General features: G+C 68.5%; 26 protein-coding genes and 1 pseudogene. 16 read left to right on the forward strand and 11 right to left on the reverse strand.

The window, feature by feature from the left end; translation table 11 throughout:
- Positions 1-119: 119 nt before the first annotated feature.
- Positions 120-992: a DUF7504 family protein gene (locus ACP96_RS15625; protein WP_237561697.1), complete on the forward strand. Its 873-nt coding sequence runs from the start codon at positions 120-122 to the stop codon at positions 990-992.
- A gap of 17 nt (positions 993-1,009) precedes the next feature.
- Here the strand turns inward: ACP96_RS15625 and ACP96_RS15630 are convergent, their stop codons facing one another.
- Complete coding sequence (locus ACP96_RS15630) at positions 1,010-1,318, reverse strand: hypothetical protein (protein WP_050025626.1); 309 nt, start codon at positions 1,316-1,318, stop codon at positions 1,010-1,012.
- A 154-nt stretch (positions 1,319-1,472) separates the two neighbouring features.
- Between ACP96_RS15630 and ACP96_RS15635 the strand changes: the two genes are divergently transcribed.
- Both ACP96_RS15635 and ACP96_RS15640 read left to right on the forward strand, forming a co-directional pair.
- On the forward strand, positions 1,473-2,360 hold the full coding sequence (locus tag ACP96_RS15635; RefSeq protein ID WP_050034036.1) for a DMT family transporter: 888 nt from the start codon (positions 1,473-1,475) through the stop codon (positions 2,358-2,360).
- 109 nt (positions 2,361-2,469) lie between these two features.
- Positions 2,470-4,095 carry a sensor histidine kinase gene (locus tag ACP96_RS15640; protein ID WP_050034037.1) on the forward strand — a complete coding sequence of 542 codons (1,626 nt, stop codon included), beginning with the start codon at positions 2,470-2,472 and terminating at the stop codon, positions 4,093-4,095.
- A 45-nt stretch (positions 4,096-4,140) separates the two neighbouring features.
- Here the strand turns inward: ACP96_RS15640 and ACP96_RS15645 are convergent, their stop codons facing one another.
- Positions 4,141-4,638, reverse strand: a complete 498-nt coding sequence (locus tag ACP96_RS15645) for an SRPBCC family protein (protein ID WP_050034038.1) — start codon at positions 4,636-4,638, stop codon at positions 4,141-4,143.
- A gap of 126 nt (positions 4,639-4,764) precedes the next feature.
- Between ACP96_RS15645 and ACP96_RS15650 the strand changes: the two genes are divergently transcribed.
- Complete coding sequence (locus ACP96_RS15650) at positions 4,765-5,691, forward strand: DNA-3-methyladenine glycosylase family protein (RefSeq protein ID WP_050034039.1); 927 nt, start codon at positions 4,765-4,767, stop codon at positions 5,689-5,691.
- Positions 5,692-5,799: 108 nt separating this feature from the next.
- Here the strand turns inward: ACP96_RS15650 and ACP96_RS15655 are convergent, their stop codons facing one another.
- The 3 genes from ACP96_RS15655 to ACP96_RS15665 are packed head-to-tail and all read right to left on the reverse strand — an operon-like array spanning position 5,800 to position 7,743.
- Entirely contained in the window at positions 5,800-6,465 is a 666-nt protein-coding gene (locus tag ACP96_RS15655) for a cytochrome c biogenesis protein CcdA (protein ID WP_050025619.1), read from the reverse strand.
- 16 nt (positions 6,466-6,481) lie between these two features.
- Positions 6,482-7,051 (reverse strand): TlpA family protein disulfide reductase, encoded by a 570-nt coding sequence (locus ACP96_RS15660; protein WP_050034040.1) that lies wholly within the window; start codon positions 7,049-7,051, stop codon positions 6,482-6,484.
- Positions 7,048-7,743, reverse strand: coding sequence for an SCO family protein (locus tag ACP96_RS15665; protein ID WP_050034041.1), 696 nt, complete (start codon positions 7,741-7,743; stop codon positions 7,048-7,050). The genes ACP96_RS15660 and ACP96_RS15665 overlap by 4 nt, the downstream gene beginning before the upstream one ends.
- A 207-nt stretch (positions 7,744-7,950) precedes the next feature.
- On the opposite strand from ACP96_RS15665, the gene ACP96_RS15670 reads away from it, so the two are divergent.
- Complete coding sequence (locus ACP96_RS15670; RefSeq protein ID WP_004046191.1) at positions 7,951-8,157, forward strand: cold-shock protein; 207 nt, start codon at positions 7,951-7,953, stop codon at positions 8,155-8,157.
- A gap of 189 nt (positions 8,158-8,346) precedes the next feature.
- Entirely contained in the window at positions 8,347-9,081 is a 735-nt protein-coding gene (radB, locus tag ACP96_RS15675; protein ID WP_080509968.1) for a DNA repair and recombination protein RadB, read from the forward strand.
- A gap of 153 nt (positions 9,082-9,234) precedes the next feature.
- Here radB and ACP96_RS15680 read toward each other — a convergent pair whose 3' ends face one another.
- Positions 9,235-10,374, reverse strand: coding sequence for a CBS domain-containing protein (locus ACP96_RS15680; RefSeq protein WP_050025610.1), 1,140 nt, complete (start codon positions 10,372-10,374; stop codon positions 9,235-9,237).
- Between the two features lie 125 nt (positions 10,375-10,499).
- Here ACP96_RS15680 and ACP96_RS19400 point away from each other — a divergent pair, with 125 nt between their 5' ends.
- Together ACP96_RS19400 and ACP96_RS15685 are read left to right on the forward strand one after the other, a co-directional pair.
- Positions 10,500-10,640 (forward strand): hypothetical protein, encoded by a 141-nt coding sequence (locus ACP96_RS19400; protein ID WP_200895705.1) that lies wholly within the window; start codon positions 10,500-10,502, stop codon positions 10,638-10,640.
- 52 nt (positions 10,641-10,692) lie between these two features.
- The gene (locus ACP96_RS15685; RefSeq protein WP_050034042.1) at positions 10,693-11,379 is read left to right on the forward strand and encodes an HAD family hydrolase; all 687 of its coding nucleotides are present in this window, start codon (positions 10,693-10,695) and stop codon (positions 11,377-11,379) included.
- 48 nt (positions 11,380-11,427) lie between these two features.
- On the opposite strand, the gene ACP96_RS15690 is transcribed toward ACP96_RS15685, so the two are convergent.
- Positions 11,428-12,225: a hypothetical protein gene (locus ACP96_RS15690; RefSeq protein ID WP_050034043.1), complete on the reverse strand. Its 798-nt coding sequence runs from the start codon at positions 12,223-12,225 to the stop codon at positions 11,428-11,430.
- Between the two features lie 128 nt (positions 12,226-12,353).
- Between ACP96_RS15690 and ACP96_RS15695 the strand changes: the two genes are divergently transcribed.
- Complete coding sequence (locus ACP96_RS15695) at positions 12,354-13,124, forward strand: hypothetical protein (protein WP_082222599.1); 771 nt, start codon at positions 12,354-12,356, stop codon at positions 13,122-13,124.
- A 1-nt stretch (position 13,125) separates the two neighbouring features.
- On the opposite strand, the gene ACP96_RS15700 is transcribed toward ACP96_RS15695, so the two are convergent.
- A complete protein-coding gene (locus tag ACP96_RS15700; protein ID WP_050034044.1) occupies positions 13,126-13,722 on the reverse strand; it encodes a hypothetical protein in 597 nt (198 codons plus the stop codon).
- A gap of 302 nt (positions 13,723-14,024) precedes the next feature.
- Here ACP96_RS15700 and ACP96_RS15705 point away from each other — a divergent pair, with 302 nt between their 5' ends.
- The 3 genes from ACP96_RS15705 to ACP96_RS15715 all read left to right on the forward strand — a co-directional run bounded on the left by ACP96_RS15705 (position 14,025) and on the right by ACP96_RS15715 (position 17,150).
- Complete coding sequence (locus tag ACP96_RS15705) at positions 14,025-14,960, forward strand: bifunctional methylenetetrahydrofolate dehydrogenase/methenyltetrahydrofolate cyclohydrolase (RefSeq protein ID WP_050034045.1); 936 nt, start codon at positions 14,025-14,027, stop codon at positions 14,958-14,960.
- Between the two features lie 88 nt (positions 14,961-15,048).
- Positions 15,049-16,107: a DUF1611 domain-containing protein gene (locus tag ACP96_RS15710; protein WP_050034046.1), complete on the forward strand. Its 1,059-nt coding sequence runs from the start codon at positions 15,049-15,051 to the stop codon at positions 16,105-16,107.
- On the forward strand, positions 16,104-17,150 hold the full coding sequence (locus ACP96_RS15715; protein WP_050034047.1) for a dipeptide epimerase: 1,047 nt from the start codon (positions 16,104-16,106) through the stop codon (positions 17,148-17,150). The genes ACP96_RS15710 and ACP96_RS15715 overlap by 4 nt, the downstream gene beginning before the upstream one ends.
- A gap of 76 nt (positions 17,151-17,226) precedes the next feature.
- Here ACP96_RS15715 and ACP96_RS15720 read toward each other — a convergent pair whose 3' ends face one another.
- Positions 17,227-18,111, reverse strand: a complete 885-nt coding sequence (locus ACP96_RS15720; RefSeq protein WP_050025597.1) for a PspA/IM30 family protein — start codon at positions 18,109-18,111, stop codon at positions 17,227-17,229.
- Positions 18,112-18,229: 118 nt separating this feature from the next.
- Between ACP96_RS15720 and ACP96_RS15725 the strand changes: the two are divergent.
- Together ACP96_RS15725 and ACP96_RS15730 are read left to right on the forward strand one after the other, a co-directional pair.
- Positions 18,230-18,504, forward strand: a pseudogene (locus ACP96_RS15725) (sugar phosphate isomerase/epimerase); the annotation flags it as partial.
- Positions 18,505-18,605: 101 nt separating this feature from the next.
- Positions 18,606-19,730 carry a Gfo/Idh/MocA family protein gene (locus tag ACP96_RS15730; protein ID WP_050034049.1) on the forward strand — a complete coding sequence of 375 codons (1,125 nt, stop codon included), beginning with the start codon at positions 18,606-18,608 and terminating at the stop codon, positions 19,728-19,730.
- A gap of 30 nt (positions 19,731-19,760) precedes the next feature.
- On the opposite strand, the gene ACP96_RS15735 is transcribed toward ACP96_RS15730, so the two are convergent.
- Entirely contained in the window at positions 19,761-20,216 is a 456-nt protein-coding gene (locus ACP96_RS15735; RefSeq protein ID WP_050025588.1) for a type IV pilin, read from the reverse strand.
- Positions 20,217-20,364: 148 nt separating this feature from the next.
- Between ACP96_RS15735 and ACP96_RS15740 the strand changes: the two genes are divergently transcribed.
- Together ACP96_RS15740 and ACP96_RS15745 are read left to right on the forward strand one after the other, a co-directional pair.
- Complete coding sequence (locus ACP96_RS15740; protein ID WP_050034050.1) at positions 20,365-20,979, forward strand: YIP1 family protein; 615 nt, start codon at positions 20,365-20,367, stop codon at positions 20,977-20,979.
- A gap of 83 nt (positions 20,980-21,062) precedes the next feature.
- Entirely contained in the window at positions 21,063-23,195 is a 2,133-nt protein-coding gene (locus ACP96_RS15745; protein ID WP_050034051.1) for a DHH family phosphoesterase, read from the forward strand.
- Between the two features lie 39 nt (positions 23,196-23,234).
- On the opposite strand, the gene fer is transcribed toward ACP96_RS15745, so the two are convergent.
- Complete coding sequence (gene fer, locus ACP96_RS15750; protein ID WP_050026773.1) at positions 23,235-23,891, reverse strand: ferredoxin Fer; 657 nt, start codon at positions 23,889-23,891, stop codon at positions 23,235-23,237.
- Between the last annotated feature and the right edge of the window lie 46 nt (positions 23,892-23,937).

The raw sequence follows: 23,937 nt of genomic DNA on the forward strand, positions 1-23,937 counted from the left end.
CTGTGTAGCGAGCGAGAGCGCCCTCCACCACATGCGACCGTATTTCGATCGATGTGGCTCTCAATATTGAGACTCATCCCCGTAAGTTTATGGGCTTTCTCAGTGAAGCGAACGTATCTATGCCCGCTCCGACGCAGTCCGGTCGCGAGCTCGTGGTGCGCGTGTCCGATCGCGGGCAGCCGCCGGTTCGTGACGGGGAGGCCGAGGAACGAGTGATTTCGCTGCTGTTCGGAACGGGGATCGAGGAGTGGCGACGCGGGTGGCGTCGAACCGTTGGGTCGCTACCGGACCGGGAGGCGATCGTTTCCGCGAGCGACTTCACCCGTGGTGCCGCGACAGCTACGCAGGTCGTGCCAGGACGTGGGCTCGCGTACACCGTGCTTGGGACGCCTGTCGACGTCGAGCGAATCCTTGAGGCGGTGTCGGGCCACCTCGCGGAGGCTCGCGACCTCGAACTTACTGTGATTATCGACGATATCGAACCGCTGTTGGCCGAGCACGGCCCGGGTGCGGTGAACGAACTCCTTGACGGATTACGTGTCCGACTCGATAGCTGTCGGAGCACCGTCGTGATCGGCTGTTCGTTGACGGAGCGGGCGGCGCCGTCGGTCGCGTCAGTGTTCGACCCCGCTGCCGACGTCGACCGGATCGATCACTCGGTCGTTGCGCCCCTTGACAGGCTTCGAGAGGCTGATCCGACGACGTTCGGCTACCTCCGTCGCCACTGGACGGAGGCCCGCGCCGGTATCGAGCAGTGTGAGCGGAACTACCCGCAAGCGAAACAGATCCATGCGGCACTTTTCGAGCCGGAGACGACGCCGCGAACGCTCGGGACGGCACTGTCGGGACTTGTCACGCTTGGTGTGTTGAACACGTGGAGCGAGACTGTCGGTCCGACGCGGTACGACCTCACTGCGTACAGGCCGGTGCGCATGTGGGCAGTCGGAGCGACGCTCGCAGTCGACGGAGACGACGGGTCGCTCGACGACTGACGACGATTTCGACCTCCTCACTCAACGGTATCGCTCTCGTCTACTTCCTCGGTGGCTTCGAGGGCTTCGAAATCGCATGCGACCACGGTGCCGTCAGGTTCGAGTGTTACTGTTCCGAGCGTCGCCGTCTCACCGGCCCGGAAGCGGTCGGCGACGGACTCGAATACGGACTGCCGGTCGAGCCGTTCCCAGACCGTCTCGGCGACGAGCGACTGGAATTCCTCCGGATCGGTCCAGGCGGAGTCGATGTCGGACGGAACGCCAACGACGAACTGAAACTCCTCTTCGGTGAGGTGGATTCCGACCCCGAACGTGTCTGCACACATGCGTCTTCGTTCGGTCCCTCTTTTCAAAGTCTCGTCGGACGCGTCGAGACCGACTTGCCGTCGGCTTCGCCGTACGGGCGAGCCGCGTACGGGCGGGTGTCGGGGCGTCCCGAAACCGGTAACCGGGTGCGATGGGTATCGGGGAGTCGAACGGATGTCGACGGATCCGCGCGTCCCGCCGGTTGTCGGACTCGTAGTCGCGGTGGCCGCCGTGAGCGGCGGGGCGATTCTCGTCCGCCTCAGCGACGCGCCGAGCTCGGTCGCCGCGTTCTATCGGGTGCTGTTCACGACGCTGCCGCTGGTTCCGGTCGCGTTCTGGCGCTATCGAGCACAGCTCGCCGGTGTCACTCGCAGGGACCTCGGGTTCGCGACGCTCTCGGGGGTCGCGCTCGCGTTGCACTTCGCCGCGTGGTTCGAGAGCCTCGCGTGGACGAGTGTCGCCGCGAGCGTCACGCTCGTCCAGGCGCAGCCGGTGTTCGTCGTGCTCGGAGCGTGGCTCCTGTTGCGCGAGCGCGTGACTTCCCGGATGGCTATCGGTATTGCGGTCGCCGTCAGCGGGATGGCGGCGATGTCGCTCGGCGATCTCCTCGGCGGTGTGCTGATCGGACCCCGGCCGCTCTACGGGAACGGACTGGCGCTGTTCGGCGCCGTGATGGCCGCCGGGTACGTGCTCGCCGGGCGGTCGATCCGACAGCGAGTCGCGCTGGTCCCGTACGTAGTGGTCGTGTATGGGGTCTGTACGCTCTCGCTGCTCGCGATCGTCCTCGTCGAGGGCCACGGACTGACGGGGTATCCCCCGAGCGAGTGGGCGATATTCGTCGGTCTCGCGGTCGGCCCTGGGCTGTTGGGTCACACCGTGGTCAACTGGGCGCTTGCGCACCTCGAGTCGAGCGTCGTCTCCGTGTCGCTGCTCGGCGAGCCGGTCGGTGCGACCGTCCTCGCGTTCCTGTTCCTCTCGGAGTCTCCGACGACGTTCACGCTCATCGGGGGCGCTATCGTTCTCGCGGGAATCGCGCTCACTGCAACCGAACGCGAGACGTGATCGCCCGATAAACACCGCCCGGCCGGTGTTTCCTCGAACGATGACTCGACGTTCTCGAAGCCGATATTTTCGGGTCAACCTTCAAATGCGGTTAGCGCCATCCTACCGTATGCATCGGAGTTCCGCCGTGACGTACGTCGGAGATGACCCGGACGTGCGAGCGCGCGTGTCACGCGCAGTCGAGGCGGCGTGGGACGACGCGCGTGCTCCGGACTGCCGAACGGCGGCCACGGACGTGCTGCTGGAGGCGACGGAAGACACCGATATACAGCCGCTGGCTGACGCTTGCGGTATCGTCACGACCACCGAGGCGGCGACGGACTCGTCGATCGCCGACCGACTCGCGGCGACCCCGGATAACGTCCCCGTCATTGTGGTGCTTGAGACGGCGACCGCCGAGGAGTTTCGTCTCGCGCTTCGGGCGGGAGCTGACGATCTCGTTTCCGGCCCGGCACCGGAGGAGTCCGAGTCGAACCGTGAAGCCGACCCGCTCGTTGAGCGGCTGCTCAACGAAGTCGAACCGCGGCGGGATCGGTTCGGGTCAGACGACGCCGATCGGCTCCGTGAGGTCCTGCTCGACGCCGGATCGACACTGATGAGCACGCGGTCAGACGAAGTCGACACGAAGATCAGCTGGACCATGGAGAACGTCGGCGAACACGCGGACCTCGATCGGATCGTCTGTTTCCTCCGAGAGGAAGAGGCGCTCGAGCCCGCGTACGTCTGGTGTCCAGACGGATGCGACACCGCGCCGCGTCCGCTTGACGAATTTCCGGACGCTAAGCGGCTCTCGACCTTCGAGAACGTGGTCAGATCGTCGGTTCCACCGGAGTCGGCGGAGAGTTCGACGGACGAGAGCGACGCGTTGGACCAAGCGGCGTCGACCGTTCACGTCCCGCTCGTGGCCGATTGGGAGCTCGTCGGCGTGCTGGCCTTCGAGACTGACGCGCCGCGTACGTGGACGGACGAGGAGGTTGACCTCTACCGGACGTTCGCCGATCTGATCGCGTACACCATTGCGCGCAACGACCGACGGCTGGAGCTGCGCCGGCGGACGGAGCAGCTCGAACAGTTCAGCTCGGTCGTCTCACACGACCTCAGGAATCCGCTCAACGTGCTCTCGGGTTACCTGAAAATGGTCGAGGGAGAGGTCTCGGCGTCGACGTACGAGCCGATGGACCGGGCGGTGACCCGGATGGAGACGCTCATCGACAACCTCCTCATGTTGGCGAAACGAGGGGAGACGATCGGGGAGACAGAGTCGCTCTCGGTGACGGGCGTCGCCGAGGAGGCGTGGAAGACGGTCCGTGCGCCACACGCGACGCTGACGATCGCCGACGAGATCGGGCAGGTGCACGCGGATCCGAACCGACTTCGACAGCTGTTCGAGAACCTCTTCCGGAACAGCGTGGAACACGGTTCCACGAACAGCCGGGCGGAGCCCGGCGACGCCGTCGACCACGGCGGTCCGAGCGTCGAGATCGAGATCGGTCCTCGAACCGACGGCGCCGGGGGCGAGGGGATGTACATCGCCGACGACGGACCGGGTGTTCCCCCCGAGATACGCGGATCGGTTTTCGACTCCGGGTTTTCAACTGCTGACAGCTCCGGTATCGGGCTCGCTATCGTCGATCGCGTCGTCGACGCCCACGGCTGGGAAGTCGAGGTCCACAACGACGGCGGCGCGGTGTTCGAGGTCTTCTTCGGGGCAGAGACCGCGGTGACTCCCAGGTGAACGGGTAATGGGGGCCTCGGATCGGAGGCGTTCCGACGCCGGGGGTTACGACTCGAACCGAGCGATCGTCCGCCGGTGGCGGTCCCGGAACATCCCTTCGAACCCGACCTTCGCGAACGGTCCCGCCGCGTCACCGAGGGGACCGAACGGGAGTCGATACGCGACGGTGTCCACGAGTAGGGTCTCCTCCCCGTCGGCGTAGAACGCGTGAGTGTGTTCCCACTTCCGGAACGGGCCGCCGGACATCACGTCGATGAAGTGGGCGCGGTCGCCGGACTCAGTCCCCTTGTCGGGCTCTCTCTCGGTGATCCGAGAGGTCCATCGCTGTCGCGGGCCGACGCCGAACGGCCGTATCGACATCCCTATCTCCGACCCCTCGGCGAGCACGTCCGGGCCCGGCTCCCCGTCCGGTCCCGTGACGCCCGTGACCCGGAGGTGCATCCAATCCGGCGTGAGCTCGCGGAGCCCGTCGATCGTGGAGTGAAACGCCCACACCTCGTCGATGGGGGCCGGCACGCGAGTCGTCCGTCGGTACGTCGGCATACGCCTTTTAGGGGGCGAACGGGCAAAAACCCGTCCTCGGCGGCGGTCCGCGCGCTCGACGTGCTCGGCCCGCTCGCGACCGATCGACCGAAACCCCGATACGGTCGCGGCGCCGTCTGATCGGTAATGGAGCGAGGCGCGATCGACGTCGCCGATCTGGACGGCCCGTTCGATCTCCAAGCGACGGTCGAGAGCGGACAGAGCTACCTCTGGAACCGCGCCAACGGCGGGACCTACGAGGACCTCCACGCGTACGGCGGCGACGCGTGGTACGAGACGGTCATCGACCCGATATCCGGGGTGACCGACGAGCGGGTCCCCGTCCGAGTGCGACAGGAGGGGGGCGTCCGCGACGGGACCCTCCACTGGGAGTCATCGGTCGACGCCGTCCCCCTCTTGGAACACCTGTTCCGGCTCGACGACGACCTCGACGCGATCCTCGACGCGACGCCGGACCTCCCGCTCCTCGAACGGGCGTACGACGCCTACGAAGGGATGCGGCTCACGCGCGACCCGGTCTTCCCGTGTCTGATCTCCTTCATCTGCTCGGCGCAGATGCGCGTCGCGCGGATCCACGGGATGCAGCGTCGCCTCCGCGAGACGTACGGCGACGCGGTCGCGCTCGACGGCGAGGAGTACCGCGCGTTCCCGACCCCGGAGCAGCTCGCCTCGCGGACCGAGGAGGAGCTCCGTGACCTCTCCTTGGGGTACCGCGCCCCCTACGTGCAACGGACCGCGGAGATGGTCGCCTCGGGCGAAGCGCATCCGCAGGAGGCGGCGGACCTCCCCTACGAGGAGGCGCGGGAGTCGCTGACGCGGTTCGTCGGCGTCGGCGACAAGGTCGCCGACTGCGTGCTGCTGTTCTCCCTCGGCTTCCTCGAGGCGGTCCCGCTCGACACGTGGATCCGGACGACGATAGAGGAGTACTACCCCGACTGCGAGCGCGGGAACTACACGGACACCTCGCGCGCGATCCGGGAGCGGTTCGGCGGGGAGTTCGCCGGCTACGCGCAGACGTACGTCTTCTACCACCTCCGCGCGGGCGGCGAGTAGCTCCCGTAGCTCGCCCTCCCGGGCCGGCGTCGGTCCTCTCGCGTGGCGTCGTTTCTCCCCTGCCGGTGTCGTCTCGCCTCGGAGGCCTGTCGACCGCCACCGGAGCGATCAGTAAACGACGAGCGAGAGGTACAGTTGTCCGACGCCCGCAATGATCATCACCGCGCCCGCGATCCGCTTCAGCAGATCGGCGTGGGCCATCACCCGGTTGGCGTTGCTGACGAGCCCGACGCCCGTCGCGACGGTGGTCGCGGCCATCAGGACGGCGACGGTACCGGCGTACACCGAGAGGACGAGAAGCGCCGTCTCCGACGGGAGCGCGATCGCGCGGGCGATCACGGCGAGGAAGATGGGCGCGACGCAGCCGGCACCCGCCAGCGCGTATCCCGCACCGAACAGCCCGAACCCGAGGACGCTCGACCGCCGTTTCGGTAGCGAGATGGACAGGGAGGGCGCCCGCCCGAAGACGACGAGGAGCCCGAAGACGACGAGGAGCCCGCCGACGAGCGTCTCGAAGACGGTGATGTTCGACAGTGTCGAGTAGCCGATTCGGACGGTGGAGCCGGCGAGCAGTGCGAACGTCGCCAGTACGCCGAGTGCGGCCGCAACGCCGCGGACTCCCGCTCCGAGGACCGACGCTGAATCGGCGTCGACGGAGTTCACGTAGAACCCGACGTATCCCGGCAAGAGCGGATACGCGCACGGCGAGAAGAAGGTCGCGACCCCCGCGGTCACAGCGAACGGGACGTTGGTCGCGAGTGATGCACCGGTCATCGAGCGACGCACCCCCTCATTCGTCGAGCGCTGTCTCGATGCCGTCGACGAACTCCTCCGTGGTGTGGGTCCCGGAGGTCGCCCAGCGGACGCGTCCGGAGGCGTCCATGGCACGGGCGCTTGGGTATTTCCCGATCGGAAATCGCGACGCGAGTTCGGCCGTCACGTCGGCGGCGACGAGCCAGTCGCCGTCGTTTTCGCGCCACCAGTCGACCACCGTCTCCTCACTGACCTCGTCGCCGACGGGCTCCGTCGTCACGGAGACGAACAGCACCTCGTCGCCGATCCGGTCGTGGGCGGCCGCGAGGGCCGGCATCTGCTCCGCGCAGGGGGGACACCACGTCCCGAAGAAGTCGACGAACGTCGGGCGGTCGGGAGCCGGGAGCGTCACCTCACCGTCGCGACTGCCGGGCGCCTCGATTGTGTCGATTGTCACCGGTTCGATCGGCTCCGGTTCGTTACTGTTGGCTCGGCTACCAGCGGACTCGCCGCTGAGCCCGTTCGGTACTCCCCCAGTTGCGACGGCACCCGCTCCGCCGAGCACCCCAACGCTCGCGACTCCGGCCAACAGGTCGCGGCGCCTCACGCCGTGACCACCCGCCGGAAGTCGTCGACGATCCGTTCGACGTCGGTGCCCGGGCCGCGCGGATACGAGCGCTCGACGATCCCCTGCTTGTTGACGAGGAGGATCAGCCCGTAGTGTGGGAACGCGTACTCCAGGTTCTCGTACTGCTCCCCGTCCGTCTTCTCGATCTTCAGCCCGAAGTTGTCGTCCATCAGTTCCACGCCCGCCTCGTAGCTCTCGGGGCGCAGGAAGTGCCAGTTGCCGGCGTCGAGGTCAATCCCGCGCTGGCTCGCGTACTCGCGGAGGACGTCCTCGGTGTCGCGCTCGGGGTCGAAGGTGAGCGGGAGGAACGCGGCCTCGTCGCCGAATCCTTCCTCGGCCGCGACCTCCTGTACACGCCGGAGCCGGAGGATCAGGGCCGGACAGACGCCGTCGGGACAGTTGGTGTAGAAGGAGGTCCACAGGAACGCGCGCTCCCCCTCGAACTGCGCGGTCGAGATCTCCTCGCCCGTGATCGGGTCGGGGACGGCGAACTCGGGCATCTCGTCGCCGTGGATCGGGTGAACCGGGTCGCCGCGGTTCTGTTCCGGCGGACCGAGGACGGTCCCCTCGGCGCCGGAATTGCCGAGGACCCCGGCACAGCCGGCCGTGGCGGTCGTGCCGGCGGCGACGCCGGCCGCGGCGAACGAGCGGAGGAAGTGGCGGCGATCCATGTCGTTATCCGACCTACGTGGTCGCTCGTAAATGAACCCCGCGACTGGTGGCACGCGATGAAGACGAGCGGGAACAGCGGTATGCGACCCGAGACGGCGCGTCAGAATGCTCTCTACCCGATTTCTCCGAATTGCATCGATCGCAACTGTCATGGTATCGTGACCCTCGCAAGGGTTATCCCCAAACGGGCCATACGTTTGTTTGCAATGGCAAACGGTAAGGTTGACTTCTTCAACGACACTGGCGGCTACGGTTTCATCTCGACTGACGACGGCGACCTCGACGACGACGAAGACGTGTTCTTCCACATGGAAGACGTCGGCGGCCCGGACCTCGAGGAGGGTCAGGAAGTGGAATTCGACATCGAATCGTCCCCCAAGGGACCGCGCGCGACGAACCTGACGCGCAACTAACCCCCAAGTCGCGGACGACGCGTCCGCACGCAATACCCGGATCTCGGCGTCGCTCAATATGATCGATGCCATCTCCGTTTCTTTCACACTTATCACCACTTGACGAGCGACGGCGCCTTCGTTGCGAGCGACGGCGCTTCGCCCGCGAGCGACACGTCTCGCCTGTCCGCTCCGCGATCGACCGTTTAAATACGAGCGCGAGCGAAGTCTCTCCCAGTGAGCGATCCGATCCCGACCGGCTGTCGGCCGGTCGACGACCTGTTGGGCGGGGGGTTCGAACGCGGGGTCGTCACGCAGGTGTACGGCCCGCCCGCAGCCGGCAAGACGAACCTCGCGCTCGCCGCGGCCGTCGAGGTCGCGGCCGGCGGCGACCGCGCCCTCTATATCGACACCGAAGGGCTCTCGATCGACCGGTTCGAGCAGATGGCCGCGGGGCGGGCCGACCGCTCTGACACCGACGAGACGGTCGAGGAGATCGCCTCGCGGCTGGTGATCTCGGAGGCGTACGACTTCGACGACCAGCGCGAGGCCGTCCGCGACGCCGAGGAGCTCGCCGAGGAGGTCGAGCTGATCGTGTTGGACTCCGCGACGGGATTCTACCGACTTGAGCGCGCCGGCGACACCGAAGGCGGCCAGTCGCTCCGCAAGGTCGCCAAGCAGGTGACCCACCTCCTGTCCCTGGCGCGGCGCCACGACATCGCCGTCGTCATCACGAATCAGGTGTTCACCGATCCCGACAGCGATCGGGACCGCGCACTCGGCGGCAACACCCTCAACCACTGGACCGGCGCGATCCTCCGCGTCGACCGGTTCCGCGGCGGGAATCGCCGAGCAACCCTTGAAAAGCACCGCTCGAAGCCCGCCGGCGACACCGCGACCTTCCGGATCGTCGCCGACGGACTCACCGAGGGCGCCGACGCGTAAGCGTCGCTCGTGGCGAACCGGACGGCACTGGAGGATGAACTGCGGCGAAAATGAAGGCGAAGACGGAGACGGAAGCGGGAACCGTCGCGGCGAAACGGTCGGAGTCGATCGACGGCGACGACGCGAGCGCCCGTCGCGTCAGGCGCTATCGGCTCACAGCTCGCCGAGCTTGCGGAGGAGCTGGCCGCGGTACTCCTCGTCGGCGTTGACGCCTTTGATCTCTAAGACGTTGCGCTCCAGCTTGTCGAGCGCGACGTGGAAGGCGTGCTCGGTGCCGTACCCCTCGCCGGAGCCGCCGACCTGCCCCTCGTTGGTGCGAAGGCGGATCTGACACTGGATCAGCGGGGTGCCGCGCAGCTTCTCCTTGTGGGCGTGGAGACGGACGTGCGCGTGGATGACGTGCATGTCCGCGTACTTGTTCGCGACCTGCTCGATGGACTCGACGATGTGCTCGCGGGAGGTCGTGTCCAACAGCTCGACGTTGGTGATCTGCACGTCCATCGAGTCTTGCTCGGTGAACGTGAGCGCACGCAACACGTCGGTCTTCGTCACCACGCCGGCGACGGTGTCGGCGCCGTTGGGCGTGACAATCAGTCCGGAGACATTGTTGTCGAACATGCGCTCGACGACGGCCTCCGCGGTCTCGTCCGCGGTCGCGGTGACGACGGGGCTCGACATGATGTCGTAGACGGGGATGTCGAGCATCCGGTCGATGTCGCCGGCGCGGTCGCCGCTCCCCTGTCGCTCGTGGTCGCGGACGACGAACTCGACGATGTCGTTCGTCGTGACGACGCCGACGAGCTGGCCGTCCTCGTCGAGGGCGGGAAGTCGAGAGATCCCGTTCTCGCGGAGGCGGTTGATCGCGCTTCCGACGCTGTCCTTCTCGTTGATTCCGATCACGTCCTCGGTCGCGATCTGCCCGACGGTGATCGCGTCGAGGCTGTCGAGGACGGCCTCGAGGATCTGGTCGACGGTGATGATACCGTAGAGCTTCTCGCCCTCGTACACCGGCGCGATCTTCACGTCGCCTTCGACGAGCAGGCGGGCGGTCTCGCGGAGATCCTCGTGGCGATCGACCGACGGGGCCGACTTCATGACGGCCGACACCTTGGTGTCGTCCTCCATTCGGGAGCGCATGAGCTGTTTCTCGCCCACGACGCCCGCGTACTCGCCGTCCTCGGTGACGACGATCCCCTTCGGATTCTCGCGCTCGAAGATGGACCGGACCTTGGCGAGTCGTTCGCTGACGTCGACCTCGACGTACTCCGGCACCGCGATATCAACAATATTCATGGTCCAATCTGAGGGTTGGACGCGCCGGGTATTGAAAGTGCGGGAGGCGTGTCCGCCACTGGGATCGATCCCCTCCCGACAGCACGCGCGTCAATACCTTTCCGTTTGGGGGACGAGGAGACCGTATGCGACTATCCACCGCGCTGATCGCGATCGGACTCCTGCTCATCGTGATCCCGCTCCCGGTTCCGATTCCGTTCATCGGTCTGTTCGTGGGAACGATCGTCCTGCTCGTCGGGCTCGCGCTCAGACTGCTGGGCGCGTGAGACGCCGCCGGCCGGTGAAAGCTTTTTGCCGGTTACCGACGGAGAGGGGGTCGTGTACGACGCCGTCGTCCTCGACAAGGACGGAGTCATCGTCGGTCGGACCCCGTTCGACACCCTCAGGGAGGCCGCTTGGGACGCCTTCGTGAGCCTCGGCGTCGAGGACCCGGATCTCGCTCACGTCGACGACATCGCCGTCGGCGTCGATCCCGCCACCCTGACGGACATCTGCGAGCGCTACGGGCTCGATCCGGTCGAATTCTGGCGGGTCCGCGACGAGACCGCCGCGGCCGCGCAGGTCGACGCAGCGCGGAGCGGGCGCAAGACCCCCTACGACGACGTCGACGCGCTCCGCTACCTCGACGCTCCGCTCGGCGTGGTCTCCTCGAACCAGCAGGCGACCGTCGACGCGGTCCTCGACCACTTCGGGCTTTCCGGCCGGTTCGAGGTCGCGTACGGCCGCGAGCCCTCCATCGCCAGCCTCTCGCGGAAGAAGCCGTCGCCGTATTACATCGAGCGCGCCCTCGAAGATATCGGTGCCGACACCGCGATTTTCGTCGGCGACAACGAGTCGGACATTCAGGCCGCCGACAACGCCGGTATCGACTCCGCGTTCGTCCGACGCCCCCACCGACGGTCGACCGACCTCTCCTGTCAGCCCACCTATGAGATCGACGACCTCCACGACCTCGTGAGCATCTGCGGACGGGCGCCGGTCGACGCCGATGAGCGGTCGATCTGAGTCCGCAGTCACTTCGTCTCGGGACGTTTCAGTCCGTCTCGAAGCGCCTCAGTCCGCCGGGCGTCGATCGAATCGACGCCGGACCGCGGCCTCCACGACCGCGACGAGGACGAGCGCGACCGCGATCGGACCCAACAGAAGCAGAAAGACCGGTCCTCCCTCCGAGCCGGTGAACACGGTCCGCGCGAGCGACGGCACGATCAGCGCGAAGCAGGCGGTCGGCGCGACCAGCCCTCGGGCGGCCGCGGCGACCGGCACCGCGGCCGCGGCCGTGGTCGTCGCGGCCATCACCGGGACCGCGCTCGTCGGGGAGACGCCGAACGTGGCGATCCGGACGGTCGCGGCGAGGCCGAAGACCCCGCCGACCGCGAGCCCGTCGAGCGCGGCGTTCCGGAGGCGGGTCGGCGCTGAGGGCAGGTTTCGAAGCCCTTCGTCGCCGAACTCGTACCGGGTGCGCAGGCCGAACTCCGCGCCGGCCGCCACGGCGAGCAGTCCGACGAGAACGACCCAACCGTCGGCGTACGCCGAGAGGAATACGGTGCGGTCGACCACGAGGAACCCGCCGACCTCGGACCACTCGGGCGCGGGCGCTGCCGCGTCGCGGACGGTCGCCCACGCGAACGCCGCCGGGAGGCCGATCGCCGGCGAGTACAGCCGCGTGTGCGCGACCGCGAGCGAGGCGAGGAACCCGAGCGCGAAGAGGCCGACCACGCGGTCGGGATCGGAGAGGGGACACCGTTCCGGCGGCGCGTGTCCGAGCGCCCGGAACGCCAGCTCGACCGCCGCGAGGTGAGCGGTTCCGCCGCCGAGAGCGACGAAGAGGGTCCGAGTGGAGGGCCGGGACATGGAGGGTGGGTCTCGCCGACGCGTCCTAGGCGTTTCGCCGGGGAGGCGGATGGGACGATTCCGGCCGACCTCAGGCGCAACCGGCTCACGACCGAAATTCTGATTTTTCGCCTCGACGAGGTCCGCCCGTGTCCGATTCCTCCAGCCCCTCCGATACCACCGGTTCCGGCGCCGAATCGCCCGTCATTCCGGACGATCACGAGGCGCTCTCGGCCGCCGTCGACCGGTACCACCGCGTCGAGCGCGCCGTCAGCTGGGCGCTCGCTCTGCTCGTCGCGGGCGCCTTTCTCGCGGCCGTCGCCGCCGTCTCGTTTTGGCCGGGCGTGGCCGTCGCCGCCGTCCTCGCGATCGCGCTTCGGGTACCGATATACCGGCGGCGCGGCTCGGTCCGACTCCGGACGGAGGTGTCTCCGGGCGCGGTCGTTCGGGAGTTCGCGTCGTCGCGACCGCCGATCCTCGCGTTCCAGTGGGGCGTCGCGGACGAGGTGCGTGACACCGGCGGCGAGGACGGGACCGCCACGGACCGACCGACTGGCACCCGAGCGATCTACGAGTTCTCGTACCTGTTGGGACTCCGAAGCGCCGCTATCGACCTCGAAACCGACGTGCGGGCGGACGCGACGCCGACCGGAGACGAACGCGGCGGGTCCGAGGGCGACACCGTCGCGACCCTCTCGATCGACGCGGCGATCGGCGACAGTCTCTGGGGGTCCTACACCGTAACGGTCCGGGAGACGGACGACGACGATGGGACGATCGTCGACGTCGAACTGCTGCCGACCCGCCGGTTCGCCCTCCGCCGGCTCCCGCAGGGACGGGTCGCCGAGCGGTACTACGCCGAGACACTCGCGGCGCAGGGGTACGAGGTCCTCGACAGGACCGTCTCCCTGACTCGGTGACTCACTCCAGCAGCTCGGTCTTCGGCGCGTCGATCGCCGTCCGGGTGACGCCCTCGTCTTCCTCTGCGCCGCGGATCTCGACGCCGCGGAGCCGGAACGCGAGCGCCGCATCGCTGCGTTCCGCGTCGTCCAACGGGCGGATCCGCGTCTCCGTCCGGTCGGCGTCACCGTCGGAGTCGTCGCTTCCCCACCGGTCGCCGAACCAGCCGTCGTCGGGCTCCTCGTGGACCACGACGACCTCGTTGTCGTCGAACTCGACGCGCTCGACCGCGCGCAGCGGGACAGTCGTGCGACGACCCTGTACGACGGTCGCGGCGACGGTCCCGGTGACGGTGAGCGCCGCGAGCGCCGTCAGCCAGACGGTCCCGCTCCCGCCGCCGAGAGAGAGGAGCCGGGGAAGCGCGCCGAGGACCGTGAGGGCCGCGCCGATACCGGACCAGCCGATCGCGTCGACGACGGGAGCGACGCGCCCCCGCGAGATGGCTCGTCCGGCGTGAACGGCGGCGGTACAAAGCTGTCTCCGGATCCGGATCTCGTCCGGGGCGACCGCGACGGTTCCGGTGGCCGTCGCAAACGACCACGCGCTCGACCGGCTCATCGGTCGACCGACCGGGCCGCGGCTCCCGGTAGACGCGACATCGGTGACAGCGAAGGCGTTCGCGGCGTGACGGCGGCTTGACGACGTTCGCGGGGGACGAGGCGGGGCGACATAGGGGACGTTGATCCGTTTCGCGCCGGTCATTGTAAAACGTTGAGACGAATCGTCATCGGACGAGGGGGGAGCTGTTTCCGGAGTGAACAATTGGTTCGATCCACATTACTGGATATTTGACTTTGTATCGGCGGAGAGATAGACACGATCCCGCGCTTTTTTTATATCGCCTCGTCCTCGGATCCGGTATGACCGAGACCAGCGACGGAGACGTCGACGGGGGCGCCGACGGGACGCGGATCATCGACGGCGAGGCGGTCGCCGCCGACGTGCGCGACGACGTGGCCGCCCACGTCGAGACGCTCGGAGAGGAGGGCGTGACGCCGGGACTCGCGACCGTGCTGATGAGCGACGACCCGGCGAGCGAGACGTACGTCTCGATGAAACAGCGCGACTGCGAGGAGGTCGGCATCGAGAGCGTTCACGTCGAGATTGACGCCGACGCCCCGGCCGAGGAGCTGTACGAGACCATCGACGACCTCAACGAGCGTGAGGACGTGCACGGTATTCTGGTCCAGCTCCCGGTCCCCGACCACGTCGACAAGCGGCGCGTGCTCCGGCAGATCGCCCCCGTGAAAGACGTGGACGGCTTCCACCCGGAGAACGTCGGGCGGCTCGTCGCCGGCGACGCCCGGTTTAAACCCTGCACGCCCCACGGCGTCCAGAAGCTGCTGGCGGCGTACGACGTGGAGACCGAGGGCGCCGACGCGGTCGTCGTCGGCCGCTCGGACATCGTCGGGAAGCCGATGGCGAACCTGCTGATTCAAAAGGGACCGGTCGGCAACGCGACCACGACCGTCTGTCACTCGCGGACCGAGGACCTAGAGGGGAAGCTGGCGACCGCCGACATCGTGATCGCCGCAGTGGGCGTCCCGGAGTTCGTCGACGGCTCGACGCTCAAGGAGGGCGCGACCGTGATCGACGTGGGGATCAACCGCGTCGACGCAGACACCGAGAAGGGGTACGAGCTCGTCGGCGACGTGGAGTACGAGTCGGCGAAGGAGACCGCGGGCGCGATCACCCCGGTTCCCGGCGGCGTCGGGCCCATGACGCGCGCGATGCTCCTCTACAACACGGTGAAGGCGGCCGGGCTGCAGTCCGACGTGTCGATCGACCTCGACTGAGCCGGACCGCGGTTTCGACCCCGGCCCGGCGAGCCGACCCCGACCGCGGCTCGACCCTTTTAAGCCCGCCCGGAGCGAGCGACCCATCATGAGCGACGACCGGATCGTCATCCTCGCCCACGAGAAGTTCCCCGACCGCGCGAAGACCGCCCTCGGCGTGATGCGCTACGGCGACCAGGACGTGCGCGCCGTGCTCGACCGCGACCGCGCCGGCGACCGCGTCAACGACCACGTGCCCGACATCCGGGACGCGCCGATCGTCGAGTCGTTCGAAGACGCGTACGCGGCCGCCGACGGCGACGTGGACGCCTTATATATCGGGATCTCGCCGATCGGCGGCGCCTTCGACGAGTCGTGGCGGTCGGACGTGGAGGCCGCGATCGAGGCCGGCTGCGACGTGGTGAGCGGGCTCCACTACTTCCTCAACGAGGACGAGGCGCTCGCCGCGCTGGCCGCCGAGCACGGCGTCGACCTCGTCGACGTGCGCGAGCCCGACGACGACCTCACGGTCGCGAGCGGCGCGTCCAGCGACGTGGACGCCGACGTGGTGTGCACGGTCGGCACCGACTGCTCGGTCGGCAAGATGACCGCCTCGCTGGAGATCGTCGCCGCCGCCCGCGAGCGCGGGATCGACGCCGCGTTCGTCCCCACCGGCCAGACCGGGATCATGATCGCCGGGTGGGGGAACCCGATCGACCGCGTCGTCGCCGACTTCACGGCGGGCGCGGTCGAGGACATGCTCGTCGAGGTCGGCGACGACCACGACCTCCTCGTCGTCGAGGGACAGGGGAGCATTATCCACCCCGCCTACTCGGCGGTCACCTGCGGTATCCTCCACGGCTCGATGGCGGACGGACTCGTCCTCTGTCACGAGGCGGGCCGCGAGGCGGTCCACGGGTACGAGTCGTTCTCGCTCCCGCCGCTTTCCGACTACGTCGACCTCTACGAGGGGCTCGCGGCGCCGGTTAGCGAGGGCAGCGTCGTCGCCGGCGCGCTCAACACGAAGGACGTCGACGGGGACGCGGAGGCCGCAGACGCGGTCGACGACTTCGGCGACGAGGTCGGCGTCCCCGCCGCCGACCCGGTCCGAGACGGCGCCGACCGGATCGTGGACGGGATCGTCGACGCGGGGCTCGGCGGCGAATGACGCTCGAGACCGAGTTCGAGCGGGTCTCGCTCCCCTTAGAGAACCCGTTCACGATCGCTAGGGGGACCCAGACCGACGCCGAGAACGTGATCGTTCGGATTACGGACGAGGCGGGGATGACCGGCGTCGGCGGCGCGGCCCCCTCGAGCCACTACGGCGAGACGGCCGACACGGTCGAGGCCGTGCTCCCGGACCTCCTCGCCGCCGTCGAGCGCGTCGGCGACCCCCACGCGCTCCACGAGATCGAGACCGAACTGGCGAGCGTCGTCAACAACAACCCCGCCGCGCGCGCCGCCGTCTCGATCGCAGTCCACGACCTCGCCGCGAAGCGGCTCGGCGTCCCGCTGCACCGCCTCTGGGGGCTCGATCCGAGGGAGGCGCCCGCGACCTCCTACACGATCGGGCTCGACGAGACGGAGCGCGTGCGCGAGAAGGCCGAGGCAGCGGTCGAGGCCGGCTACCCGGTTCTCAAAATCAAGCTCGGCACCGACCGAGACCGCGAGCTGATCGACGCGGTCCGCGAGGCCGCGCCCGACGCCCGGATCCGCGTCGACGCCAACGAGGCGTGGACGCCCCGCGAGGCGGTTCGGAAGTGCGAGTGGCTCGCGGACCGGAACGTCGAGTTCGTCGAGCAGCCGGTGCCCGCCGAGGACCCGGAGGGGCTCCGGTTCGTCTACGAGCGGTCCGCGCTCCCGATCGCCGCCGACGAGTCCTGCGTGACGCTCTCCGACGTTCCCGCGATCGCCGACCGCTGCGACATCGCGAACCTGAAGCTGATGAAGACCGGCGGCCTGCTGGAGGCGAGGCGGCTGATCGCTGCCGCGCGCGCTCACGGCCTCGAAGTGATGTGCGGTTGCATGATCGAGTCGAACGCGTCGATCGCGGCGGCCGCGCAGCTCGCGCCCCTGCTCGACTACGCCGACCTCGACGGGTCGCTGCTGCTCGCCGAGGACCCGTACGACGGCGTGGACCTGTCGGGCGGAGAAATTCGGCTCGGCGACTGCGATCGCGCGGGAACCGGGGCGCGGCTGCGGTCGGAGTAACGGAAAAACGGAAGCGGGGACCGGAGCGAGACCGCGATCGAGACGGACCCCAACGGCGCGTCGCGCGTCTGCGCCGTCAGTTCTGCTGTTTGTCGGCGTCGGCCTCGGACTCCTCTAACTCCACGTCGATCTCCTCGCCGGCGTCAGCGTCGCCCTCGAGGTCGGCTTCGAGGTCGTCGCCGTCGATCTCCGATTCGAGGTCCGCCAGCTCGTCGTCGATCTCCTCGTCGGTGCTCCCCTCGCCGTCGTCGCTCGCGGGTTCGCCCTTCCCGAGTTCGCCTTTCAGCGTCTCGAGCTCGGAGTCGACCTCTCTGCTCGACGAGAGCCCCTCCAGCTCGCGGTCGATCTCGTCCTTATCGGAGAGCGCGTCCTCGAAGGCGCCCGACTCCTCGAGCTCGTTCATCGCCTCCGAGCGCGCCTCCATCTCCTCGGTGCGCTCCTCGGCGCGCTCGATCGAGCGGCTCACGTCCGCCATCTCGTCGCCGACGCCGGTCATCGCCTCGGAGACGCGGGAGGACGCCTCCGCGGCCTCGTAGCGGGCCTTCATCGTCTCCTTCTTGGTGCGGAACTCCTCGATGCGGTTCTGGAGCTTGTTCTTCTTCTCGACGAGCTGTTCCTGGGTGTCGTTCAGCTCCGCGATCTGCCCTTCCAGCTCCTCGATCTGCGTCATCTTCGACTTCTTCTTCTCGAGGGCCTTCCGCGCGAGGTCGTCGCGGTCCTGCTGGACCGCCTCGCGGGCCTGCCGGTTGTGCTTCTCGACGTTCTCCTCCAGCTTTCGCTTCTGGATCTCCAGGCGCTTCTTCTGGGTCGTCAGGTCGGCGATCCCCTGTTTCACGTCCTGAAGCTCGTCGCGCATCTGTTCGTACGAGTAGTCGAGCGACTCCGTCGGATCCTCCGCCCGGTTGAGGAGGGCGTTCAGCTTCGAGCGGACGACGTAGGAGGCGCGCGAGAGGATTCCCATACCCGCCGTACGCGCTCCACCCGTTAAAACCTCATGTGGTCTGCGACCGCGAGCATCGGCGGATCGAGGCCGAAACCGCCCGGAACCGGGGGTCCCGCCCGTCCGACGCTTCCTGAAATACGACGCGAACGCGCGCGTAAGGGCGTCCTTGACACGACGGGATACACCGAGGAGCCCGGCCGCTCGTGGCTGTTCCGCTCGATCGGCTACGGCCACGACGAGTCCCACTGGAAAGACGTGGTCTCCACGCTGCGGATGGTCGGCTACGAGGGCGCGCTCTCGATCGAACACGAGGACTCGCTCACGTCGAGCCGCGAGGGGTTAGAGAAGGCGGTCGACGTGCTCGACCGCGCCGTCTTCGACACGCAACCCGGCGACGCCTACTGGGCGTGAGACCCTGATCCGGGGTCGTCGTGGGGCGCCGCGCCGAACCGCACCGATCCGGACTCAGAAAACCACCCACACTCAATACCCATTCGGGAGTACACCGAACCATGACGCTCAACATCGGCGTGCTGGGGTATCGGTTTATGGGTAAGGCGCACTCGAACGCGCTCGCGCGGCTCCCGATGTTCTTCCCGGACGCGCCCGACATCGAGCGGCACACCCTCGTCGGGCGCGACGAGGAGGCGCTCGCGGACGCCGCGGAGCGGTTCGGGTTTTCGCACACCGCGACCGACTGGGAAGATGCCATCGACGAGGTGGACGTCTTCTACAACCTCGGGCCGAACCACGTCCACGCGGAGCCGTCGATCGCGGCCCTCGAAGCGGGCGTTCCCGTCCTCTGTGAGAAGCCGCTCGCGCCGACGCTCGACGAGGCGGCCGCAATGCGCGACGCCGCGGCCGACGCAGACGTGCCCGCGGGCACCGCGTTCAACTACCGGTTCGTCCCCGCGATCCGGTACGCGAAGGGACTGATCGAGGACGGCGCACTCGGCGAGATCCGACAGGTGCGCGGGCGGTACCTGCAGGACTGGCTCGTCGACCCCGAGGCGCCGTGGGCGTGGCGGCTCGACGGCGACATGGCGGGCTCCGGCGCGCTCGGCGACCTCGGTGCGCACACGCTCGACCTCGCAGACTTCCTCGTCGGCGACGAGGTCGGCGGGGTCGACCGCGTCTCCGGCCACCTGCAGACGTTCGTCAACGAGCGACCGGTCTACGACGAGGACGGCGCTGTCGAGGAGTACCGCGACGTGACCGTCGACGACGCCTACACCGCGCAGGTCGCCTACGACTCTGGCGCGATCGGGAGCTTCGAGGCGACGCGCTTCGCCGAGGGCCACAAGAACGACCACACGATCGAGATCCACGGCTCGAAGGGGAGCCTGAAGTTCTCCCTAGAGCGGCTCAACGAGCTGGAGGTGCTCCGCGAGGGCGACCGCGGGTACCAGACCGTGTTGGTCACAGACGAGACCGACCCGTACGTCGACCACTGGTGGCCGCCGGGCCACGTCATCGGGTGGGAGCACACCTTCGTCCACGAGAACTACGACTTCCTCTCCGCGGTCGCCGAAGGCGGCGCGTTCGAACCGTCGTTCGAACAGGGGTACGCCGTCCAGAAGCTCCTCGATGCCGTCGTCCGCGCTGACGAGCGCGGCGAGTGGGTGTCGGTGGAATAGCGGCGGCGGTCGAGCAGCTCCGAGACGATCTCAGACGGCGGTCGCGCCGAGCGGGTCCCGACCGGAACTCCCCTCGATCGCCGAATCCTCGCCGTTGTAGGTGCCGAGCGTCTCGTGCGTGTCGAAGGCGACGGGCTCCCAGACGACCTCGAACTCCTCGTTGCCGGTGGCGTTGGGCACAGTGACCCGATCGCCCGGCCGTACGACGCCGTCGCCGGGCCACGCGCCGAACTGGACCTCCTCGTCGGGGTCCTCGCCGCGGACGAACAGCTCCTCGGCGGGGACCGGTTCGGGACCGACGGCGACGACCACGAGGTCGGTCCCCTCCTTCTCGACCTGGAACTCCGCGTCCGGCGGCGCGACGCCGTCGATCATGCCGAAGACCGCGGCGCCGACGAGCGCTAAGAGCACCACGACGATGCCGACGAGCATCCCCGAGCCGGCTATCGGGGTGAACCCCCGTTCGTCGTTCCGGAACGCACTCATTCGCGTTTCCCTCCGCGAGGGGCGGTATAAGGCTTTGCGCGCCGGCTATCAGACGAGATAACGGTGGGTGCTCCGAGCACCGTCTAGCCGGTCCGGCGGAGCCGCCGCGAACCGGAACCCCGTTATTCCACCCGACCGAAAGGCGACCGTGACATCGTGGATCGCGGATCCGGAGGGCGGCCGAGCGCGCGGACCGCGCGCCCTCGCTCGGGCGTGGGTCGAGGCGCTGATCCGGCCGCGCCGCCTCTTCGCCAACGGCGTGGCGCCCGGCGATCAGGCCCCGGCGCTGACGTTCGCGGTCGCCGTCGCCGCCGCCTACGCGCTCGGCTGGATCGTCACGGACCCAGGGATCGTCCCCGGAATCGTCGCGTCCCTCCCCCTTTCTGCGGCGATCCTCTTTCTCGTGGTGGTCGTGTTGGTCGCGCCGGTGGGGCTCCACCTGACCGCGGCGGTCGCGACGCTGTCGGTGATCCTCGCCAGCGTTGAGTACGACGACGGGATCGCCCTCCGCGACCGGGGCGGCGTGAGCGAGACGGTGCAGGTGGTCGCGTACGCCAGTTCGCCGATGGCGCTGGCCGGCCCGCCGATACCGCTGCTCCGCGTTTTCTGTGGCGCGTACGCGGCGGTGCTCCTGCTGATCGGCTTTCGCGCCGTCCACGGGACGACCCCGTTCCGCACGCTCGTCGCGGGAGTCCCGCCCGCCCTCCTCGGATACGGCGTCGGCTACCGCGTCGTCGCCGCGGTCCGGTCCCTGATCGGGTGACCACCGGGAGACCCGTATCCGGCCGTTCGCTCCCGCGAGGCTTTCGACAACCGTTTTAAGCCCGAGACTCTCGGTGTACTCAAATGGGATCCTGTATCATTTGTGGCGTCGACGTCGACGGTGGCGGTCGCATCTGCGATCCGCACCAAGAGGACGTCGTGTTCGACTTCCGGGGTAACTCTCCGGATCAGCTCGTATCGGACCGATTCTACCGCGGCGTCGTCGACGGCTACGCCGAGTTCGGCGTGTTTGTCGACCTCTCGCCGGGCGTGACCGGACTCCTCCACCGGTCGGAGCTCGATCAGCGGCTCGACAGCCTCGACTGGGAGCCGGGCGACGAGGTGTTCGTGCAGGTGAAAGGCGTCCGCGACAACGGGAATATCGACCTCGCGTGGTCGATCCGGCAGGCAGACCGCGAGTTCCGCGGCGTGCTCGTGCAGGACGGCGACACCGAGTACCTCCCCGACGAGGACGGCGAGGAGGCCGACGAAGAGTCGGACGCGGAATCCGACGCGGAGCCGGACGAGCCCGACGTAACCGACGCTGAACCGACGGACGAGAGCGACGACGAACCGGTCGCCGTCGACGACGCTTCCGAGACCGACGAGACCGATGAGGCGGCCGAGGACGACACGGTCGATGACGAGTCCGCCGACGAGGGCGACACTGAGGAGTCCAGCGCTGACGAATCCGCGGACGAAGACGACCTCGACGACGAGCGCGAGCGCGTCGGGATCGGTACCCTCGCCGACGCCGTTGGCGAGGCGGTGCTGATCGACGGCGAGGTCGTCAGCGTCCGACAGACCGGCGGGCCGACCGTCTTCGAAGTCCGCGACGAGACGGGCGTCGTCGACGTGGCCGCGTTCGTCGAGCCGGGCGTCCGCGCGTACCCGGACGTCGAGGTCGGCGACGCGGTGCGGATCGACGGCGAGGTCGAGAGCCACCGCGGCGACGTGCAGGTCGAGTCCGAGGCGCTCGTCCTCCTCGAAGGCGAGGAGGCCGAGTCCGTCCGCCGCCGGCTCGCCGAGGCGCTCACCGCCGAGGCCCGTCCCGAGGGGCTTCAGCCGCTCGCGGGCGACGAGACGGTCGCGGAGCTCGCCGACGGCCTGCTCGACGCCGCGGAGGCGATCCGCCGCGCGGTCCTCGAGTCGCGCCCGATCGTGGTGCGCCACCCCGCCACCGCCGACGGCTACGTCGCCGGCGCCGCGGTCGAGCGCGCGGTCCTCCCGCTGATCCGCGAGGAGCACGCGAAGAGTGACGCGGAGTACCACTACTTCACCCGGCGGCCGCTCGACGACCCGGTGTACGGGATGGACGCGGCGACGAACGACGCGACCCGCATGCTGCAGGACCGCGACCGCCACGACGAGCAGCTCCCCCTGTTCCTGCTGGTCGGAACCGGCTCCACGACCGAGTCCGCCGACGGGATCGACCTGCTGTCCGTCTACGGGGTCGACGCGGTCGTCGTCGACGCCGAGGTCGCCGACCCCGAGACGCGCGAGGCGGTCGACACCCTCGTATCGCCCGAGATAGACGGCGTCGACGCCGACCTCTCGACGGGCGCGCTCGTCGCCTCGCTGGCCTCCGCGGTCAACGACGAGGTCCGCGCGGATCTCCGACACCTGCCCGCGGTGAGCTACTGGGCGGAGACCCCCGACCGCTACGTCGAGCTCGCCCGCGACGCGGGGTACGACGCCGAGCGCGTCGCGGAGCTCCGCGAGGCGGTCGCCTTAGAGGCGTACTACCAGTCCTATCAGGACAAACGCGAACTCGTCGCCGACCTCCTCTTCGAGGACGGCGGCAACCTCGCGGCTCACGTCTCCGAGCAGTTCCGCGAGAAGCTGGAGACGGAGATTCAGACCGCGACCGAGAACGTCGTCACCGAGGCGGTCGACGGCGTCGAGTTCGCCGTGCTCGACACCGACGGCTACACCCACCGCTACGACTTCCCGCCGACGCCGCTCCTGCTCGACGACCTCCACCGCCGGAACGCGAACGGCGAGGCCTACGCGACGGTCGGGATCGGCACCGACGAGCTATACGTTCGGACGACCGCGGACGTGTCCGTCCGCGACGTGGCCGAGCGCGCGGCCGAACTGGCCCCCAACGCCGACGTCGCCACCGCCGGCCTCCGCGAGGGGAAGATCGAGTTCCTCTCCGGCGAGCGCGACGCGGTCGAGGACGCGGTCGTCGCGGCCGTCGCCGAGTCGTTCTGAGGGCGGCCTGAGAGTTTTTCGAGCCGGGGCGACCCGGAGTTACCGCCGGGTGAACGGTCCCGGCGGAAGAATGAGGTCGTCGAGTTCCGCGAGCTGTTTGACGTTGAACACGATTTTTAGCTCGTCGCTCACCGGGTAGCCGTTACAGGAGAGCCGGAACCCCCGCTCCGCCAGCTCGTCGGGCATGATGTGATCGGTCGGCTGCGACAGTTCCCCTTCCACGAGGTAGACGGCGCAGTTCGCGCACGCGCCGCCGCGACAGGAGAACGGCCACGCGAACCCGCGGTTCTCCGCCGCCTCCAGCAGGCTTTCGTCGGGCTGGACCAGCAGCCGGCCGTGCGCCGACCCGTCGAGGTCGGCGTGAGACGCCTTCCGGAACAGGTCGTCGTCGTCGAGCGACCAGCCGTAGTCGTCGATCGCCTCGTAGTCGAGGAACTCGACGCGGACCGGACTCACCGCGTCGGCCTCGCCCTCGTCGTCGGTGAGGTCGATGTCGGCGGGGTCGGTTCCGTCGTCGGTCCTGCCGTTCCGGTCCCGCTCGTCGAGTTCGCGGTAGGCGCGCCTGACGAGTTGGAACTCCTCGACGGTCCCGCCCTGGTCGGGGTGGGCCTCTTTCACGCGGTCGCGGTAGGCGCGCTCGATGGCGGCGTCGTCGGCGTCCTCGTCGACGTCCAGCACATCGAACGGCGATACCATTCGGTACCGAGGGTAGTCGTCTCACGCACATAAACGTCCCACAAGC

It is taken from the genome of Halorubrum halophilum (assembly GCF_000739595.1).
In the GTDB taxonomy this organism is placed as follows: domain Archaea; phylum Halobacteriota; class Halobacteria; order Halobacteriales; family Haloferacaceae; genus Halorubrum; species Halorubrum halophilum.